This is a genomic window from Enterococcus sp. ZJ1622 (assembly GCF_011038845.1).
In the GTDB taxonomy this organism is placed as follows: Bacteria; Bacillota; Bacilli; order Lactobacillales; family Enterococcaceae; genus Enterococcus_B.
This window is the reverse complement of the sequence record NZ_JAAKDW010000007.1, coordinates 103,579-123,053: the sequence shown is the minus strand read 5'-3', so window position 1 is coordinate 123,053 and position 19,475 is coordinate 103,579. Positions and strand designations below refer to the sequence as shown.

The following is a 19,475-nucleotide window of genomic DNA, read 5'->3' as shown; positions in this document are numbered from 1 at the left end:
CATTAGTTAATGAAAGTATAATGGAGGAAACTGGAAGGACAAAAGGAGTGGAAAAAATGGTTGGTGCTTCCCTAAAGCGTTTGTTAGAGAACGATCAATTAGTTGTTGGTATCAGTGAATTAAGCGAAATCGTCGGAGTATCCCCTCGGCAGTTGAGATATTGGGAACAAAAAGGTTTCATCCAATCGATAGAAGCAGATGTGAATTGTCCTAGAAAATATCGTTTGCCTATCGTCATAAAAGTCGAATTGATCAAACATTATCTAGATGAAGGATATACCTTGGCAAAAGCCGCAGAAAAAGCAGAGATCCGTCAAAAGAAAATGCACCATGTACGCAAAGTTTTTTCAAAAGCAATCAAAGATATCGAATTGTTCGATGAACGCTATACGATTTTGTCGATCGGAAAATTCAAAGAAGACGATGCTCAAATGTATATCATCCATGATGACCAGACAGACGAGCTAGCTTACAAGCTCTTACCTGCAGATGAAAAAGTCGACTATGAACAGTTATTGAAGGAAATCTGACTGCCTTTTTCTTGCCCGTAAATGCAAACGTTTTGAAAAAACAGCAAAACGAATCATCTCATGCACTTCCCTTTTCATAAAAAACATCCGAACGATCCGTTCCTGTTCCTGCCTTTCGCAGGTTCAGAAATGATCTTTCGGATGTTTTTTTGTCTGATTGGCGTTCCTCACCGTCAGTACTTTGCGACTTAGCTAATTGCGTTTCTTTATTTCTTTCAGCACTTCTGTCAGCCAGTTCGTATATTCTGTTTCCCGATTGATCGCATGTGTCAGGATCAGATAATGTCCATAATTCTCATGCTGCTCTTTTTCAGTCGGGAAAATCAGCTTTTGCCGTTCTAAAAGATGCTGCCGCTTTTCTTCATGCAATTCGCGCTGCTGGTCGATGATCTCGATGAGTGCCGGATCATTCACATCTTTGACAAAATAAAGCTTCAAGACAAATTCATCCCGATTGACAGGCAATTCATTTGTAGCTGCATGGATCCACTCGTTCAACTGTTCTTTGCCTTCTTCTGTCAGCTGATACACCTTTTTTTCCAGCTTCGAACCAGTGATCGCTATTTCATGCTTGATGATCCCCTGTTCTTCCATTTTTGCCAGCTCCGGATAAATCTGACTATGCTTCGCCTGCCAGAACTCGCCAATTTCATTTTTGAAAGATTGATTCAATTCGTAGCCCGACATCTTCTTCTTACTCAATAACCCTAATAATATATAGCGCAACGTGTTTTTTCTTGCCATCAGTTTTCCTCCTTGACAAATCTTTAAAAACATTCTATCATAAATGAGTAATCAAAAACATGTAGTTTATTACATGTTTTAATTTAAAAGGAGATGCTTAGGCATGAAAGAATTTAAAGAACTAGAAGACTTTATCGGAACACACTTTATCTATACGTATGACAATGGCTGGGAATACGAATGGTACGCAAAAAATGACCATACTGTAGACTACCGTATCCATGGCGGCATGGTGAAGGGTCGTTGGGTGAAAGACCAAGAAGCCGATATCGTTAAACTGACAGACGGCGTATTCAAAATCACTTGGACAGAGCCAACAGGTACAGACGTTGCTTTAGACTTTATGCCAAATGAAAAGAAACTTCACGGAATGATCTTTTTCCCTAAATGGGTTGAAGAACATCCAGAAATCACAGTGACTTTCCAAAACGAACATATCGCAGAAATGGAAGAAGCACGTGAAAAATATGAAACTTATCCAAAAATGCTCGTTCCTGAATTTGCAACGATCACTTATATGGGTGAAGCTGGGATCGATAACGAAGACGTTATCAGCGAAGAACCATACGATGGTATGCCAGATGATATCCGAAACGGCAAATACTTCGATGAAAATTACAAACGAATCAAATAAAAACATAGAAAGGGGATGTGACAAAACTATCGTCACATCCCCTTTTTCCGAATAAACGGTGTTCCAGAAGTAGCTTCTTCGAAAAATAAGTCGAAATTTCACAAAAATTTGAAAAGCAATTTTCGTAAATTCCTTCTTATTTCTTGAAGCTGCCCACTTCTGTCACAACCTCTTTTTTCTATTAAAAATCAGAGACTAATTTGACCTTTTCCGCCACTCCATCACGAATTCCTGTTCATTCACCGCTTCATCGATTTGCTGCGCTTGGATGGTAAATCCTTGTGAGAGATAAAAATGGAAGGCGGACTGATTTTTCTGATAGACGGTCAACGTCAGTGCATCATGGTCTTCTTTTATCTTTTGGATCAATTGCGTACCGATTTTTTGGTGCCGGTATTCTTTTTTCAGGAAAATCCCCGCAATCGATTGATCGATCACGCCGGCAAAGCCTACGATTTCCTGATCCAGTTCTGCCAGATAGATGACCGCTTCCGGCAAAACGTTTTTGACTGCTTCTAGCTGGTTTTCCCAATAGCTGCCTGTAATGAACGCATGACTATCTAAGTTGGCGGACAACCAAATAGACGCAATATTCTCCAGTTCTTCAGCAGTTAATCCTAGTGTTTTACGAATCATATTCTTCTCCTCACTGATGCTTCATCGATCTTGAAATGCCAGCCGTTTATGTGAAGTTCGCTGACAGATTTTCTTCCTTCAAAAAAGTGCATTTGTTCTTGTTTCAGTTTCTTGACTCCAAAAGATGCTGTGATCTTAGGGTCTTCGGTCGAAACGATCCGATAGGTCCCTCCTGGCAATTGTTCGAATCTGATCTGTCCTTTGCTATCGCTGGATACGAGAAATGGCTGACCCTCTCTGGTAAGCGTTCTTTTTTTGTGCTTCAGCACCAAGGAACGACCAGCTACCGGCTCTCCTGACTCAGTTTGTACAAAAAAAGAAAAATCCATACGCTTTCGACTCAATCGGTATCGATGGATCCCACGAATAAGAGACAATAAAATCAGTCCAGCTAAAAGAGCAGTGCCTAAAAGGATCAGTAATTGCCGGAAAGTCCGTTCCTGGTTCCCTTGTCCTTCCTCTTCTTCGACTGATTCACTGTAAGGAATCCGGTGGCCCGTGACTAACAAACGATGCGAATTGATCATATAAGGCGTACAGGTCAGTAAAGTAACAAGATCTTGCCCTTCTTCGATCTTCAAGGCAGATGTATCGTCTGGTGTGACGACTTGGATATTGTTCACTTCATAAGCAAGCTTTTCTCCTAAGACAGTCAAGATAAAGGTATCTCCGATCTCTAACTCCTCCAGATCCGTAAACAGCCGCCGACTAGGCAATCCGCTATGAGCAGAAATGACCGAGTGTACCGATTCTCCACCCAATGGAAAAGACGTCCCTTGCAACACTCCAGCGCCCTTTTCCAAAATCGCCTCATTCAGACGATCATAAAGCAGAATGTGTACATTGATCTTAGGAATATTCACACTTCCGATCCGATATTTCTCCGTTTCCTCTTTACTAGCCTTTTGTGTTTTTTCCTCGAAAGGATCTGCACCTGGATGCATCCCCTGATCAGCCAATCGTTCGTTTTCTGCTGTCATTCTTTCTCTTGCTGCCTTTTTTTCGGTCTCAGAGATTCTCTGGACTTGCTCGATTCGTCTCTGGTCCAAGAAACTGTTCAAAGAAGCCACATAAAATGGATACAAGGCAACCAGTAATCCTACTAAAACAAAAACCAACATCACCAGTTGAAATAACAGCTGCTTTCTGCTTCCTTTCTGCTTCTGTGCCACCCAACCCCTCCCTTTTTTCCCTTTACTTCTATTATAGAATGCTCTGAGTAAAAAAGAAATCAATAGGGGGATACGAGCTTTTTTCAGAATAAAATATTTATCATTTGAAAATTCACTTGTTTTTTTCTTGCAAACTTCATAAATTCTTTCATGTTTTTTCTAATTTCTTGCCTCCTTTTTCGTTAAGCTTTATGATGAGTTTAACGAAACCACAAAAAGGAGTTATCCAATTGAAAAAATACGGTTCTTTTTTAGCAATTTTTTTCATTGCTTTGGCATTTATTCTGCCGCATTTATTCACACATAAACTGATCCTTGGTGCAGATGCGCCGTTTCATTACAATCGGTTCTATGATGCCGCTGAGCAAATCAAAAACGGCGACTTCCATTATTTTCCCTCTCTTTATGGGTTTCAGCAAAGCGGACGGATCGTCAATGCGGTTTACGGGCCATTTTTTGCTTATTTCCAAGGCTTGATCGTATTGCTTTCTGGAAGCTGGTTCCATTATCAGATTCTATCCAATTTTATTCTTTTCTTGATATCTGGCTGGTCTATGCTAGGGTTATTGCGATATGCCAAGGTGAGGGATTGGGTGAGCGTACCGATTGCTGTACTGTTCATGAGTACGTATTCGATCCAATATTGGGCGGTCAACCAAGGATTCACTAGCTGGGGGACATGCTTTTATCCACTGTGTATGATCCCGATCATCGATTTCGTCGTACACAAAAGATTCCCGATAATCAAAGTCGCCATTTCGATAGCATTGATGACTCAGATCCATTTACTGTCATCGATCATGCTGGCTTTGATGTACGTTCCTTTTTATCTCTATTATTTCTTCCAGCAGACAGAAAAAGGAAAATCACTGCTCGCACTCGGAAAATCGATCTTGCTTTATTTCGTGCTGACTGCCAATATCTGGGGCGGCTTAGCGATCGTCTACAGCGGGAATAAGATCCTTCCGCCATTCGTGAATCGAGAAATGAGCCAAAAGGCGATCGATCTAGACGGCAGTTACTGGCTCCACTATCCGAAAGTATTCCCGCTTCTCTTATTAGCAGGATTCTTGCTTTTCGTCTTGTTTTATCATACACAGGAGATGCTTCCTAAGCTTTTGTTGTATACGAGCTTCGGATTCTTTCTTTTGTCGACCAGCTTGATCCCTTGGACAACGATGATCGAAAAAGAGGTTCCTTTCGTCAGTCTGATACAGTTTCCTTTTCGCTTTTTCGTGCCATTCACGCTTCTTTTTCTGCTCTTTTTAGCACTTACGCTGAATCAGTGGAGCAAAAGCAAATGGTTTCGGCTGGTCGGTGTTTTGAGCATTCTTATTTGCTCGATGCAGACGATCCAGAATCTTTATGAACATCTCGGAAAATGGGAAAAAGAGACATTCGTCAGCCGACACACTTATCTGTTCGATACACCGGCACAGGCAAGAAAAACTTTTTTCAGCAAAGACATGTCGACCAGTCTGTTTGTCTTTCAAAAAACGACTCCTGACTATCTGCCGATCTACAAAGAAACCAAAGCAAACAAATATGACCGTTATAATGAAGAGATTCTAGAAAGCGAGACGACATTCATCAAGACACATCCCGGCGGTTTATTGACTGTCAAATGGAAAAATACGGGAGAAGACACGGTCCATCTTCCAGTCGTCGTCTATGATCGGACGATCTTGAGTCAAAATGGCAGAGATCTAACAGATTATGAACTCACAGATATCGGGACTCCGATCATCAAACAGCAAAAAGGAATCAACGAAGTCACCTTGCGTTATCAGACACCTGTCTATTTCTACTTTATTTTAGGAATGACGATCCTCGGCTGGCTTTACCTGTTCGTCTTATTCATCCGTCAAAAATTCTTCAATAGCAAAAAGAGAGAAGTCGGGACTTAGTTTCCCAGCTTCTCTCTTTTTATTCTCCAAGCTTTACTGCCACACCAAAGTGATCACTGATGATCGCTTCTTGTTTTCCATCAAAAATGACTTGATATTGCAGGACTTCCCTATTCTCAGGTACAAAGATATAGTCGATCCTCAATTTTTCATTGTTGTTTTCCCAACCGTCGATCGTTTTCTCGATGGTGGCTTCTCCAATGGTCTTACGCGCTTTCGTGAAAGCATCTTGGATATGCAAGACACTTTTCTCCACTAGCTGATAGCCGCTTTCCCCAGATGGATTATTGAAATCACCCAGTAGGAAAATCGGGGTATCCTGTCGGGACAGGTGTTTTTGTGATTTCGCCCACTCATAAGCAAATCCGCTTTTCTCATCTTCCCACCATGAAAAATGGCAGCTTGCTGCAATGATCTCTTTTCCTTGAAAAAACGTTTTGCCAACTAAAAGTTTCCTTGTCCGATAATTCTCTTTCTCTTGGCTTTCAGACACGAGAAGTGCCTCGCTTTCTAATGGCGTACGCGAAAGAAGAGCATTTCCTTCTTCATAGATATCGTAGCCGATATGGCTCATTTCCCAGCTCCAAAAATACTCTTCTCCCAGTTCTCTCAACCGTTTGATCAAGCAATAGACGAAATTGTCTTGATGAATCGGTGTCTGATTTTCAACTGGACAAAAACCCGAAAGCTCTTCTTCGGTGACGGATTCGGAATCGATCAGCTGGTTGATCTCCTGTAAACCAATCACATCATATTGTTCTATTTGGATTTTTTTCGCTAGCTGCTCTAGCTTTTCTAGAGGTTCCTGCTCCAGCCAGCTATGCGTATTCACGGTCATCAGTTTCATCGTTTTCTCCTCCATGAACTAAAAAGGGGAGGAGCAATCGCTATTTCCTCCCCGTACATTCACTTTTTCTCACATAAATATTGGTCGCGCTAGATTTTGATCGAACCGATCTCTTCACCCGTTTTCGCTGTACCAAGCTGTTTGATCATGACTTCTTCTACTTTGTCGTTGGTAAACACGATCATGATCGTCGGGTCTTTTTCTTCTTTCTTCACGATATCAAGGTCCATTACTGCCAGTAGCTCTCCTGCTTTTACCTCTTGTCCTTCTTGAACAGTGATGTCAAATGCTGGATTCTTCATTTGGACTGTATCGATTCCCATATGGATCAGCACTTCTGCGCCTTCTGCTGTCAGCAAACCAATTGCATGTTTGCTTGGGAAGATACTCGTGATCTTTCCGGCAATCGGTGCTGTGACTTCTCCTGAGATCGGTACGACTGCGAAGCCATCCCCCATCATTTTTTGTGAAAAGACTGGATCATTTACTTCGCTTAAAGCAAGTACCTCTCCAGATGCTGGCGCATAAAGCTTTCTTTCTTCGCCTAAGAAGGCTGTGGTCTCTGTTTTACCTGTGACTATCGGGGTAACTCCTGATTCACTTTGAAGTTCCGGGATCTCAGCACCGGATTCCAGCAAATCTTCGATATCTGATTTCAGAACATCTGCTTTCGGTCCGTAAACTGCTTGAACGCCATTGTCTTTGACGATCAGACCCATTGCGCCTGCTCGCTTCCATGCTTCTTCTGACCCGACTTTCTCCCGATCTTTGACACTGACACGTAAACGAGTCATACAAGCATCGACATCTTTGATATTTTCTTTCCCGCCTAACAAATGGATGATCTGGATCACTTGTTTATCTGCAGCGATGGCCCCACCAGCTGTATGGGTTGTTTCATCACTATCGTTGTCATAGTTCCCATTACGTCCCGGTGTTGCAAAATTGAACTTTCTGATCATAAAGTTGGCTAAAAAGTACGTAACTACGCCGAAAAGAATGACACAAAGCACAAAATTGATCAGATCTCCGCCTAATCCGGCTTTGATCGCTAGTGGTGTCCGAGTCAGTAATTCGATGTTCCCAAATGAATGGACCCGAAGCGGCAAGATATCTGCCATCGCAAACGCCGCTCCCTGGATCACTGCATAGATCGCATACAATGGCACAGCGGCGAACATGAACATAAATTCCAGTGGCTCTGTCACACCAGTCAGGAATACGGCTAAAGCAGCCGAAAAGTACATGGATTTATATCTCGATTTTTTATCAGGATCGACATTTCGATACATCGCAAGCGCCAGCCCCATCAAGATACCTGAAGAACCGATCATCTGACCGACTTTGAAACGAGCAGGTGTCCAGTTGTTCAGCACGAACTCGTACTGAGACATGTCTCCTGCACCTTTGAGATTGACCAAGTCAGTTGCCCAAGCTAGCCATAAAGGATCTTGTCCAAACACTTGGGTTCCTGCTTGTGCACCTGACAGAATTTCATAAGATCCGCCCAACTGAGTATAGTTGATGGGGATCGTCAGCATGTGATGCAGCCCAAAAGGCAATAGCAGCCGTTCTAATGTTCCAAACAAGAAAGGTGCCAAAATCGGTGCGCTTTCTTGTGATTGTGCGATCCACAAACCAAAATTATTGATTCCTGCCTGAACGTTCGGCCAGATAACAGCAAGTACTAGTGCAACGATCGTTGACCATAAGATGACGACAAAAGGAACAAAGCGCTTTCCATTGAAAAAAGACAAGGCATCTGGCAGTTTTCGATAATTATAATACTTATTATACGCCATCGCTCCGACAAAACCGGCAATGATCCCTACGAATACGCCCATATTCAGCGCTGGAGCTTCCAGTACACTTGTGAAAAATCCTTTGACCATGATCTTTGTCCCGAACAACGTATGCGTGAAGGCCTCTTCATTTGCCAGCATTTCCGTTGTCACGCCGAAAATCGCTCCGGTGATACGATTGATCAGGATAAATGAAATACCAGCTGCGAAAGCTCCTCCTGCACGCTCTTTTGCCCAGCTTCCTCCTATTGCTAATGCAAATAAAAGATGAAGATTCCCGATGATCGCCCAGCCAATATTCTCGATCACACCACCAGTTGTTACTAATGGAGCTAGATTGGGATTGATGAGCGGGATCGATTTCCCGATACTGATCATCAACCCAGCTGCCGGCATGACAGCTACGACAACCATTAAAGCCTTTCCAAATTTTTGCCAAAACTCAAAACTGAATAACTTTTTCATACTCCTTATCTCCTTTACGCAATCGGTTTCGTTATTTTCATTATAGCTTGTGTTTCTTTTTTTGTAAATGCTTTATTTTTTATTTTTATTCTCTCTGCTTCTTTCATGCGTATCATACGATTAACCTTTCCCTTATTAAACGGACAGATTCCAGATTATTTCGATCGCTTCTCTTTTCGTCTGTCAGAATCTCTTATAGAATTTCTATTGACTTGTGCAATCGGTTGCGTTTATTATAGACTTATAAAATGAAGCACATAGGAGGCGTACAATGAAACAGATCAAACGATTATTCGAAATCGATCCTTGGAAAATCCGCACGACTCAGTTAGATAAGGAAAACCTTCGCTTGCAAGAATCTCTGACCAGTATCGGAAACGGATATATGGGCATGCGGGGGAATTTTGAAGAAGCTTATTCTGGCGACCATCACAAAGGAACGTACCTGGCCGGTGTCTGGTATCCTGACAAAACTCGCGTTGGCTGGTGGAAAAACGGGTATCCTGAATATTTTGGCAAAGTGATCAATGCCGTAGATTTTATCTCGATCGATCTTTTCGTCGATGACCAGTTGATCGACTTAGCTGCTTTGCTGCCAGAGGATTTCTACTGGGAACTAGATATGAGGAATGGCGTAGTATCACGAGGTTACACACTTACCTTAGCTTCTTGCAAAATCCGTCTATCTTTTGAACGTTTTTTGAGTATCACAAAAAATGAAACTGCTTATATTCGATTGACTGCCGAAATGCTAGAAGGCACAGCCGACATCCGTATCATTTCCAAACTGGACGGGAATGTCCAAAACGAAGATAGTAACTATGACGAACATTTCTGGAATCAGATTGATCGCCATTTCCATCAAGAAATCGGCTACTTAACGACAAAAACGATCCCAAATCCATTCGGGATCGAACAATTCACGGTCACTGCTGCGATGCGTCATTTCATTGACGGAAAAGCGGTTGTCCCTGATTACCATGAAGACACGTTGGCATTGCACGGACACTTGTCAGCAAAATTATCTCAAGGTGAAAAACTGGTGCTGGATAAAGAAGTCATTGTCTTGACAAGTCGAGATGTCCCAGAAGCACAACAGGCAGAACAAGCAGTCACGAAACTCCAGCAACTCGACCATCACTATACACAAGCAAAAGAAGCACAGACGAAAGCCTGGTCACAACGATGGAAACTAGCAGATGTCACGATCGAAGGAGACGCCGAAGCACAGCAAGGCATCCGCTTCAACCTCTTCCAGCTCTTCTCCACGTATTATGGCGAAGATGAGCGCTTGAACATCGGACCAAAAGGATTCACTGGAGAGAAATACGGTGGCGCCACTTACTGGGATACGGAAGCGTACGCGGTTCCTCTATATCTTGCTTTAGCAAAACCGGAAGTGACAAAAAATCTGCTGAGATATCGTCACAACCAGTTGCCGCAAGCAATCCACAATGCGCAGCAGCAAGGACTGAAAGGTGCTCTTTATCCAATGGTGACGTTCACTGGTGTAGAATGCCACAACGAATGGGAAATCACTTTTGAAGAGATCCATCGAAACGGTGCGATTGCTTATGCGATCTACAACTATACGAATTACACCGGTGATACAACTTATCTGAAAAAAGAAGGACTTGAAGTCTTAGCTGAGATCGCACGTTTCTGGGCGGACAGAGTCCATTTTTCTAAAAGAAAGAACAAGTACATGATCCATGGCGTGACTGGCCCGAATGAATACGAAAATAATATCAACAACAACTGGTACACTAACACTATCGCTGCCTGGGTATTGCGTTACACACGAGAAAATTATTTGTCTTATCGAAACGAAGCTTCAGTCGCGATCAGTGAAGATGAATTGGCGAAATGGAAAGAAATCGCAGATAATATGTATTTCCCAACAGATGAGGAATTAGGGATTTTTGTCCAGCATGATACTTTCTTGGATAAAGAACTGATGCCTGTGTCAGAATTACCAGCAAACGATCTGCCATTGAACCAGCACTGGTCTTGGGATAAAATCTTGCGCTCTTGCTTCATCAAACAAGCAGATGTGCTTCAGGGAATCTATTTCTTCAACGATTCATTTACAAAGGAAGAAAAACAGCGGAACTTTGACTTCTACGAACCGATGACTGTACACGAATCTTCCTTGTCGCCAAGCATCCATGCGATTTTAGCGGCAGAGCTCGGGATGGAAGAAAAAGCAGTGGAAATGTATCAGCGCACCGCCCGTTTGGATTTGGACAACTACAACAATGATACAGAAGACGGGTTGCATATCACTTCGATGACTGGTAGCTGGTTAGCGATCGTCCAAGGATTTGCACAAATGAAAACAGATCACGGACAACTAAGCTTTGCCCCATTCCTGCCGAAAACGTGGAAAGCTTACTCTTTCCATATCAATTATCGTGGTCGTCTACTCTTTGTTTCTGTCACAAACGACCAGGTGACTTTCGATTTGTTAGAAGGTGCGCCTCTTTCGATTTCGATCTATGAAAAGAACGAGACATTGACGGATAAACTACAGATCCCTTTGAGAAAGGATGCTGCTTATGTTTAAAGGTGTATTATTCGATCTGGATGGCGTGATCACAGACACAGCGGAATTCCATTATCGTGCATGGAAACAATTGGGACAAGAAATCGGCATCACGATCGACCGCGCATTCAACGAACAGCTAAAAGGTGTCAGTCGCGAAGATTCTTTATCTCTGCTACTCGCTTACGGACATAGAGAAGAGGATTTTTCACCGGAAGAATTCGCTGCTTTAGCAAAAAGAAAAAATGACTATTATCTCAAAATGATCCAAGAAATAACACCAGATGATGTATTTCCAGGAATACTAGAACTATTGACTGAATTGAAAGGTGCCAAGATCAAAACCGCATTGGCTTCCGCCAGCAAAAATGGTCCTTTTCTACTTGAAAAAATGGCGTTGTCTTCTTATTTTGACGTCATCGCTGATCCTGCAAAAGCAGCACACGGAAAACCTGCGCCTGATGTTTTCTTACTTGCTGCAGAAGGTCTTGGTATACCTGTGACTGACTGCATCGCTATTGAAGATGCGCAAGCAGGGATCCAAGCTATCCTTGCAAGCGGTGCACAGCCAATTGGTATCGGACAAACGGAAGACTTAGGGGAAGGATTCCCGATTCTTGAAGATACCTCTTTACTGACCTTCGATTATTTAAAAGAAATGTGGCAGGACTATGAGTGAACCAACGATCTCAGTCTGCTCTGTCCCCAAAACGAGATTAAAAAAAATCACACTGAAGAACGACTATCTAACAGTCGTTCTTCTCAATTACGGTGCACGTCTTCATCAGATATTCGCACCGGACAAAAACGGACGGATGGAAAACATTTTATTGTCCTACGATCACCTTGACGATGTCTTGGCTGACAAAAGCTATTTTGGCGCCACTGTGGGTCCAGTAGCCGGCAGGATCAGAAACGGCAGCTGGGATCAGCATCAGCTCGAAAAAAACTGTGGTGATCACCATATACATGGCGGATCAGATGGCTGGTCTTTCCAATATTGGGAAGTCGAGATTTTTAAAACACCTGTAGCGATCGGCGTTGTCTTTTACTTGAAAGACACTTCTTCCGGATACCCCGGACCGATCACCACTACCGTCACCTATCGTCTGATCAATGACACATTGGAATGGACAACCACCGCCAGCAGTGATTGCGAAACGATCTGCAATCCGACGAACCACGCCTATTTCAACCTGTCAGGCGACGGCAAAAGAGATATCGACACCCATCGATTGACGGTATACCTAGACGGATTACTGGCACTAGACACTGAGAAACTGCCGACTGGGAAATTGATCGAACAAGAAAAGCTGCCCGTTCGCTTCAAGCAGCCTACAAGCATGAAAGAGATCTTCTCTCACTTCCCAAATGGACTAGATGACGTCTTCGTTTTGCACAATCCAAGACTTTCCAAGACTTCTCTCGTGCTGGCTGAAAAAGAATCAGGACGACAACTGTCTATAGCGACGACGAACAAAAGTATGGTATTATTTTCTACGACCGGTTTCGACGCTGACCTTGTCTTGAATGGGAAAAAGATGCATTCCAATTACGGATTAGCGATCGAACCTCAGGAATTCCCCGATCTCGTTCACTTGCCCGATCTTGGATCGATCAGCTTGCATCCTGGGCAGGAACGGATCAGCCAAACGATCTATCAGTTTTCAGCCCACTAACGGACGGCAATAGAAAGGTGTTTTAACTAATGACTATCACAGTGAAAGATGTTGCGAAAAAAGCAGGCGTCGCCACTTCAACTGTTTCCCGCGTCATCAACGATCATCCAAGTATCTCAGACGCAACAAAGAAAAAAGTACGAAAGATCATGGACGAACTTGGCTATGTCCCGAATATCACTGCCAGAAATCTGGGCAAACGCATCTCAAATGCGATCGGCGTCATCTTGCCTCCACTTGATTCAAAAGAACGGATAGGAAACCCCTTTTATCTCGAGATCATGGAAGCAATCAATGAAGAAGCACGTCATTACAACATGACGACTGCGATCGCTACTGCCAAAAGCTTCGATGTCTTACTCGAAAATGTCCAGCGCATGCACTTGCAAAAACAAGTGGACGGCTTCATCCTCGTTTATTCCGATAGTGAAGATCCAGTGATCGATTATTTGTATCAGAACCACATCCCTTTCACTTTGATCGGACAGCCTTATCGTCATGAGAGTGAAATCATTTATGTCGATAACGACAATCAGTTATTAGGCAAACAGGCCACAGAGTTTCTGATTCGAAACGGGCATGAAAACATCCTCTTCGTTACTAATACGACCCATGAAAGCTTGTATTTCGAGCGTTATTTCGGTTACCAAAAAGCGATGATGCTGGCAGGACTCCCTTCCCTTCCTAGTGTCGCATTGGAGCAGGCAGAAGATTATCTGGCATTCGAACGTATCTTAGATGATGCGAAAGCCACTGCACTTGTGGTCATCGATGATATCTTCGCCCTTCGCACCATGCAGCTGGCACAGATGTATGGTTACGTCATCCCTGAGACATTATCGGTGATCAGCTTCAACAATTCGATTTTCTCGACATTGACACATCCTTATCTCACAAGTATCGACATCGATATTTCAGAATTGGGACGCGTCGCTATGCAGAAGCTGCAGGAACTGATCCATGACGAGATCAGTAACGGCGTACGTTTAGTCATCCCCCACCGTTTAGTCAAAAGAGAGACCGTTGTGCCCTTAGATACCCTACAATAATCGATGAGACATCTTGCGGAGCTGTGACAAAAATCTTGTTGCAGCTTCTTTTTTCGGATAAGCGGTGTTCCACCCTTCATCTAGCTATTCTAGATTATAAAATAACAGTAAAATAGCGTACATAACCGGATCAGATGATAAATTCGATCAGCATAACCATACTGAAGATTTTCATTTATAAGCATCTCATTTTCATCAAAAAAATCCCACCACAGCAGTCTGAACGCAATCTTTTCAGAAACTGCTATGGTGGGAGTATCATCAACTAATTAGATTACACTTTTTTTCGATTCAAGAAAAATCCGACGACTATCGTAAAGACAGGCGCAAGGATAGAGAAAAAGGCGAATGGTAGATAATGCAAGGCACTTACCTTCATCGTCCCCATAATGAACGTTCCGCTCACACCCCATGGAACAAGGGAATTCACTGTCGCGCCTGCATCCGCAAGGGTCCGAGTCAAGTAGATCTTATTCAATCCAGCTTGATCGAAAGAATGTTTGAACGTCTCACCAGGCAGAATGATCGACAAGTACTGTTCTCCAACGATCAGATTGATCCCGATACTACTCAAAGCGGTAAATCCAATCAAGCGAGAAGGCCGATCCATTTTTTCGCGCAATTCTTGGACGATCGTTTCAACTACCGTATATTTGATCAATAGTCCGCCAAGTGCTAACGCAAGCAGAATCAGACTCGCTGAACCTAGCATACTCATGATACCGCCACGTGACAGTAATTCATTGAGCTTGTTGTCTGCTGTATGCGCTACATACCCATTCATCAAGATATCTGCTACTTTCCCGATACTCAAACTCTTCTCATGGATGAAGGAGAGAATGATCGCAGCAGTTGAACCAGCCAGTAATGTAGGGATAGCCGGGATTTTCTTGATGGCTCCACCGAATAAAATAATCAAAGGAATCAATGTCCATGGAGATACCCAGAAACTGGCTTCCATGTTCCGGACCATTTCGTTGATGCTCGCCAGATCAGCCGAATGACTATTATGCCCTAAGATCGTGTAAAAGATCAAAGATAAGAGGAACGCAGGGAAATCTGTGTAACGCATCCCGGCAATATGCTCGAATAGATTCACTCCGCCAATGCCCGCTGCCAAGTTCGTCGTATCAGATAGAGGTGAACAGTTATTTCCTAGAAAAGCCCCTGATACAACAGCACCGGTAGTCATCGCATCATTGAACCCAAGGATATGTCCAATCCCTAAAAAGGCGATCCCGATCGTAGAGATCGTAGTAAACGAGCTCCCGACGGTAATCCCCACGATCGTACATACAAGAAAAGCTGTAGGTAAAAAGAAGCGGACAGAAATCAGCTTGAATCCGTATACCATGATCGTTGGGATCGTTCCAGACAAGATCCACGAAGCAACCAATACGCCAATCAGCAAAAAAATCAGGATCGGGATGATCCCTGGAGTGATCCCTTTGATGATCCCATCATGGATCTCATCCCATGAAAACCGTTTGAATCTACCATAAAATAACAACAACATAAAAGCTGCAAGGATCGGGATATGCGGGGTTAATTGAAAACCGATAATCAACACGCCTAACATTGCTAACAATACGACCAGAACAGCTATACTTTCTTTTATTGACATTTTTTTATTCACTGTACGTCTCCCACTTCTTAGAAAAAGGCCCTGCCATGAAAAAGCTATTCACTTGGCAGGACCTTCTACTGAATCAGCGACTATTTGTCATCTGAGTAGAATATTCTTTTATTTTTCTTCTAAACTTTTTTCTACTTCCGCTCCCCAAGAATCTTTCTTGAAATGATTGATGATTAACGGAATAACAAACATAACAACCGTGATGACTGCTACGAGCAATGCATCGCTAAGTGTTGCAGTACCTAAAGTAGCAAATACGACAACGATAATCGAGAAAATCAGCATGCAGCTGACTACCCAAGCGAAGCCGTTTCCTTTTTTACCAATACGGTATGGGCGATCCAGTTCTGGATGTTTGCTGCGCATTTTAAGTAGAGATATAGCGATTAACACATATACGATACAATAAATAACAGTTGTAGCATTTGTTAATGTCAAGAATACAGCACTTACATCATCCATGATTCCGTAAAGCAATGCAAATAATGAGATAACGATTGATTGTGTCAATACAACATTTCTTGACACACCATATTTGTTTTCTTTATGGAAGCCGAATTTTGGAGGCAAGAAGCCTTCACGTGCTACTTGGATAATTGTTTTTGAAGGTCCAGTTACCCATGCAGATAATTGCAGAAGTACACCGATAAATACCATGAAGCTGAAGATATTACCGATCACTTCAGGCAGACCTAAAATTTGGCAGTCAATCAGGATTGGCTGTGTGATATTTGCTAGTTCCATTTTGCCGTCAGGAACGACATTGGCAACAAGCATCGCATTGATGACGTTCAATAGAACTAGACCGATCAAGGCGATGAATACACCTTTTGTATAATTCTTCGTTGCATCTTTCAAACGAGGCATGTACACAGAGCTCATTTCGATCCCAACGAAAATAAAGGTGATCCCAGCTAAGTATTTCAATGAATCGATATGTTCTAAGTCAGGGAATGCTTTAGACCAAGAAAATGCGCCTAAATAACCGTTAGAAACCAAGCCGACTTTGAATGCTGCAAGCACGCCTAGAACGAACATGATGACAACTGGGATATATACCCCTAGCCACACACCGATGTCCCCACCGACTTTGGCCATATCGAATTTCAAGTTCAAAATCGTGATGATCCAATAAATAACTAAAATACAACCTAAAACAAACCAGTGATTATTGCCGAGTTCTACATTACCGAACGTGTTTCCTAGCAATGGGCCTAATGTAGAGGCGACCATTACCATCCCTGGGAACATTTGCACCCATAATAGCCAGGCAACAACAAATCCCCATTTGCTTCCTAATGCGGTTTTTACCCATAATTGAGGACCGCCTTCTTGAGGAAGCATGGTTGAAAGTTCACCGGAAACCATTGAAATTGGTCCGGCAAAAAACAAAACTGCGAAAATCGAATAAAAAATCAATGTCCAACCGACTGCGGCTAACGTAGGGATACTCCGAACGGTCGCACACAACGCCATGGTCAGACCAATAAAGGTCCCAAGACCCATTTTACTTACTTCAGATTTACTCACCGTTGACACTCTCCTTGATTTTTTGGATAAAAATAACGGTGTCATCGAAGCAGTCTAAGCAACAAACGAAAACGAGCGAATAATCAAGGGGATTCTTTGAGTCTATTGCTTGAAGACATACTTCAAAGACAACCTCAAAACAAAGGGAAGCGAAAGGGATTCGTCAAAAGACGTCCCTTTCGAACTTCCTGTCTCAGAAGCGATACACTTCTGTCATCATCGCCTTGCTTATTTTTCTTCGCTTGCCAATAATTGGTCTGCGTAGATTTTTTCCAATTTTTCTTGAAGAGCTGCTTTGATCTTTTCAGCATATTCTTCAAAATGTTCTTCTTTGTTCATGTATGGTGTCATGACGCTTGCACGTAATACTGTGACTTTTCCGGCACGATTCCATTCGTCATCTGAAAATCCTAAGTTATTGACGAATTGCAATGGGCTGTTTCCGTAGTCAGGAATAGCAAAGTCTGTATGTGAAGTCAAGAATTCATTACCATAGATGCTTCCTTTGACGTATGAAGAATAATCATACACGTCATGGTTCAATTTATTCATTGCAACTAGATCATCGTTGCCTTTTTCTTTGAACACATAGTCAACCATATTGAAATCTGGATAAGTCAATGGATGAACTTCGATTTCTTTATCACCGACTTTGAATGACAAGTCATTCAAGAAGTCATAGAAACGATGTGCACCTTCGATTGAAGCACCCATCAATTTACCATAACCAGTGACATTCAATGGCAATACATGATGTGCAGCCCAAACGCTGGCAGCTGTTGCTCCGGCTTTTGAACCTTCTAGGATATACGCACCAAGTAATGCAGGGATGTCTGCCCCTTTTTCGAATACGTATGTTGCGAAGTAAGAGATCACGTCTCTCATGCGGATATCTTTAATTACGATACCACCGGCAGAGTAAGGAACATAACCCATTTTGTGAGGGTCGATCGTTACTGATTCTGCTTCTTCGATCGCTTTGTACGCACTGTGTACTTCTTCTAGAATATAATCTTTATTTTCTGTAAAGACGTTGTTTTTGTAATGAACTTCTTTTAGTTCTTCGAAAGGAATGAAGTTGTTGTCTTCGTCTAAGAAAATCGCACGGCCATATCCGCCATAAGCAGCATCTACATGCAAGTAGAAGTAAATTCCGTCTTTTTCTAATACGCGACGTAAAGCAACGATTTTATCGATTCCATCGATTGCTCCTTCTTCGGTAGAACCAACCACACCGACAACACCCAAGATTGGTGTTTTTTCAGCAGCTAATTCGCGAACGATTTTTTCAAGTTCGTTGATGTCCATGCGGTAGTTGTGATCAACTGGCACTGGAATCACTTGGTCTAAACCGATACCGATGATGTCGGCAGCTTTTAGCCATGAGTAGTGTTTTGTTTGAGGCACTAACCATTTTCCTAGTTTTTCTAAATGTTTTCCGCTACGTGCAGAATGTGCTTTGATGTCATCGATTTTTTCTGGCACGCTGTCTAACAGATTCATGATTTCTTCTGTTGACAGGTTCATCAATTCCCAATCGCTTTTTCCAGCAACTAGTTCTGGTGCAACTTCTTTCATTGCAAGAGGCAGAGATTTGATATTACGTGCATACCAAAGTCCTTCTAAGTTTGCTAGAGAACCGTCGGCAACGATGTGTCCCCAGCCATCTTTATAGCTCATTAATTTTGCAAATTCCATCCCTACTTCTTCTTCCATTTGGCTTGTTGCAGGAGAAGATTCGTAAGCAACGTTGTTACCATTCCATAACATCGCGAAATTATACGCTAATAAAGATGGCATTAATGTTTCAGAGTTCATGTGACCCCAGTAACGTCCGGCATTATGCCAAGGAACGGAATGAGTACGCATCCGTGCTGAAATTTCTGATAAAACATCTTTTGTTCTGTTCACAGTGTGTTCGAAACTTGCACTGCTTTTTTCTTCTGGCGTAATGATAGGCATGTCTTGTGGCATGTAGTTTTGACGCCAGCCTAGATGTTCGTCCACTAATTCATTCAACAAAGCTTTATAGATTTGGCCGTTCTCAGCTTTGTCCCCGATGAATAGGGCATTTAGGTTTAGATCGTTTGACAATGATTCACTCATAAGTGAAACCCTCCTAAAAAAATATTTAAATTTTGTCGAGCCCTACATTACACCTGTTCTTCTATTCTGTAAACTGATTCTCCAGAGCTTTTTTAATCTTATTTTAATATGTATCAATTATTCGAATTATTCACACATTTAAAAAAATTAAAAAAAACGGGGGAATTTACAAAAGTAAATTCCCCCGTTAAGA

15 protein-coding genes are annotated in these 19,475 nt (G+C 42.5%); 7 read left to right on the top strand and 8 right to left on the bottom strand.

Annotated elements, in window-relative coordinates; translation table 11 throughout:
• The first annotated feature begins 56 nt into the window (after positions 1-56).
• Positions 57-530 (top strand): MerR family transcriptional regulator, encoded by a 474-nt coding sequence (locus tag G7Y42_RS08495; RefSeq protein WP_165005797.1) that lies wholly within the window; start codon positions 57-59, stop codon positions 528-530.
• A gap of 192 nt (positions 531-722) precedes the next feature.
• Here G7Y42_RS08495 and G7Y42_RS08490 read toward each other — a convergent pair whose 3' ends face one another.
• On the bottom strand, positions 723-1,274 hold the full coding sequence (locus tag G7Y42_RS08490) for a PadR family transcriptional regulator (RefSeq protein WP_165005728.1): 552 nt from the start codon (positions 1,272-1,274) through the stop codon (positions 723-725).
• 103 nt (positions 1,275-1,377) lie between these two features.
• Here G7Y42_RS08490 and G7Y42_RS08485 point away from each other — a divergent pair, with 103 nt between their 5' ends.
• Positions 1,378-1,908 carry a phenolic acid decarboxylase gene (locus G7Y42_RS08485; protein WP_165005727.1) on the top strand — a complete coding sequence of 177 codons (531 nt, stop codon included), beginning with the start codon at positions 1,378-1,380 and terminating at the stop codon, positions 1,906-1,908.
• A 195-nt stretch (positions 1,909-2,103) separates the two neighbouring features.
• Here G7Y42_RS08485 and G7Y42_RS08480 read toward each other — a convergent pair whose 3' ends face one another.
• A complete protein-coding gene (locus G7Y42_RS08480) occupies positions 2,104-2,544 on the bottom strand; it encodes a GNAT family N-acetyltransferase (protein WP_165005726.1) in 441 nt (146 codons plus the stop codon).
• Complete coding sequence (locus G7Y42_RS08475) at positions 2,541-3,665, bottom strand: class C sortase (RefSeq protein WP_165005796.1); 1,125 nt, start codon at positions 3,663-3,665, stop codon at positions 2,541-2,543. Before G7Y42_RS08475 ends, G7Y42_RS08480 begins: the two co-directional genes overlap by 4 nt.
• 242 nt (positions 3,666-3,907) lie before the next feature.
• Between G7Y42_RS08475 and G7Y42_RS08470 the strand changes: the two genes are divergently transcribed.
• The gene (locus G7Y42_RS08470) at positions 3,908-5,623 is read left to right on the top strand and encodes a hypothetical protein (protein ID WP_165005725.1); all 1,716 of its coding nucleotides are present in this window, start codon (positions 3,908-3,910) and stop codon (positions 5,621-5,623) included.
• A gap of 19 nt (positions 5,624-5,642) precedes the next feature.
• Here the strand turns inward: G7Y42_RS08470 and G7Y42_RS08465 are convergent, their stop codons facing one another.
• Complete coding sequence (locus G7Y42_RS08465) at positions 5,643-6,470, bottom strand: endonuclease/exonuclease/phosphatase family protein (RefSeq protein ID WP_165005724.1); 828 nt, start codon at positions 6,468-6,470, stop codon at positions 5,643-5,645.
• A gap of 89 nt (positions 6,471-6,559) precedes the next feature.
• The gene (locus tag G7Y42_RS08460; protein ID WP_165005723.1) at positions 6,560-8,737 is read right to left on the bottom strand and encodes a PTS transporter subunit IIBC; all 2,178 of its coding nucleotides are present in this window, start codon (positions 8,735-8,737) and stop codon (positions 6,560-6,562) included.
• Positions 8,738-9,008: 271 nt separating this feature from the next.
• Here G7Y42_RS08460 and G7Y42_RS08455 point away from each other — a divergent pair, with 271 nt between their 5' ends.
• Genes G7Y42_RS08455 through G7Y42_RS08440 form a run of 4 tightly spaced genes read left to right on the top strand, consistent with a single transcriptional unit; the run spans position 9,009 to position 14,010 of the window.
• Positions 9,009-11,303 (top strand): glycoside hydrolase family 65 protein, encoded by a 2,295-nt coding sequence (locus tag G7Y42_RS08455; protein ID WP_165005722.1) that lies wholly within the window; start codon positions 9,009-9,011, stop codon positions 11,301-11,303.
• Positions 11,296-11,961 (top strand): beta-phosphoglucomutase, encoded by a 666-nt coding sequence (gene pgmB, locus G7Y42_RS08450; RefSeq protein WP_165005721.1) that lies wholly within the window; start codon positions 11,296-11,298, stop codon positions 11,959-11,961. The genes G7Y42_RS08455 and pgmB overlap by 8 nt, the downstream gene beginning before the upstream one ends.
• Positions 11,954-12,961, top strand: coding sequence for an aldose epimerase family protein (locus G7Y42_RS08445; RefSeq protein WP_165005720.1), 1,008 nt, complete (start codon positions 11,954-11,956; stop codon positions 12,959-12,961). Before pgmB ends, G7Y42_RS08445 begins: the two co-directional genes overlap by 8 nt.
• Before the next feature lie 29 nt (positions 12,962-12,990).
• Positions 12,991-14,010: a LacI family DNA-binding transcriptional regulator gene (locus G7Y42_RS08440; protein WP_165005719.1), complete on the top strand. Its 1,020-nt coding sequence runs from the start codon at positions 12,991-12,993 to the stop codon at positions 14,008-14,010.
• A gap of 274 nt (positions 14,011-14,284) precedes the next feature.
• Here the strand turns inward: G7Y42_RS08440 and nhaC are convergent, their stop codons facing one another.
• The 3 genes from nhaC to tdc form a co-directional block, all read right to left on the bottom strand.
• Positions 14,285-15,646: a Na+/H+ antiporter NhaC gene (nhaC, locus tag G7Y42_RS08435; RefSeq protein ID WP_165005718.1), complete on the bottom strand. Its 1,362-nt coding sequence runs from the start codon at positions 15,644-15,646 to the stop codon at positions 14,285-14,287.
• 108 nt (positions 15,647-15,754) lie between these two features.
• The gene (tyrP, locus tag G7Y42_RS08430) at positions 15,755-17,176 is read right to left on the bottom strand and encodes a tyrosine-tyramine antiporter (protein ID WP_165005717.1); all 1,422 of its coding nucleotides are present in this window, start codon (positions 17,174-17,176) and stop codon (positions 15,755-15,757) included.
• Positions 17,177-17,404: 228 nt separating this feature from the next.
• Positions 17,405-19,282, bottom strand: coding sequence for a tyrosine decarboxylase (gene tdc, locus G7Y42_RS08425; protein ID WP_165005716.1), 1,878 nt, complete (start codon positions 19,280-19,282; stop codon positions 17,405-17,407).
• Positions 19,283-19,475: the final 193 nt, after the last annotated feature.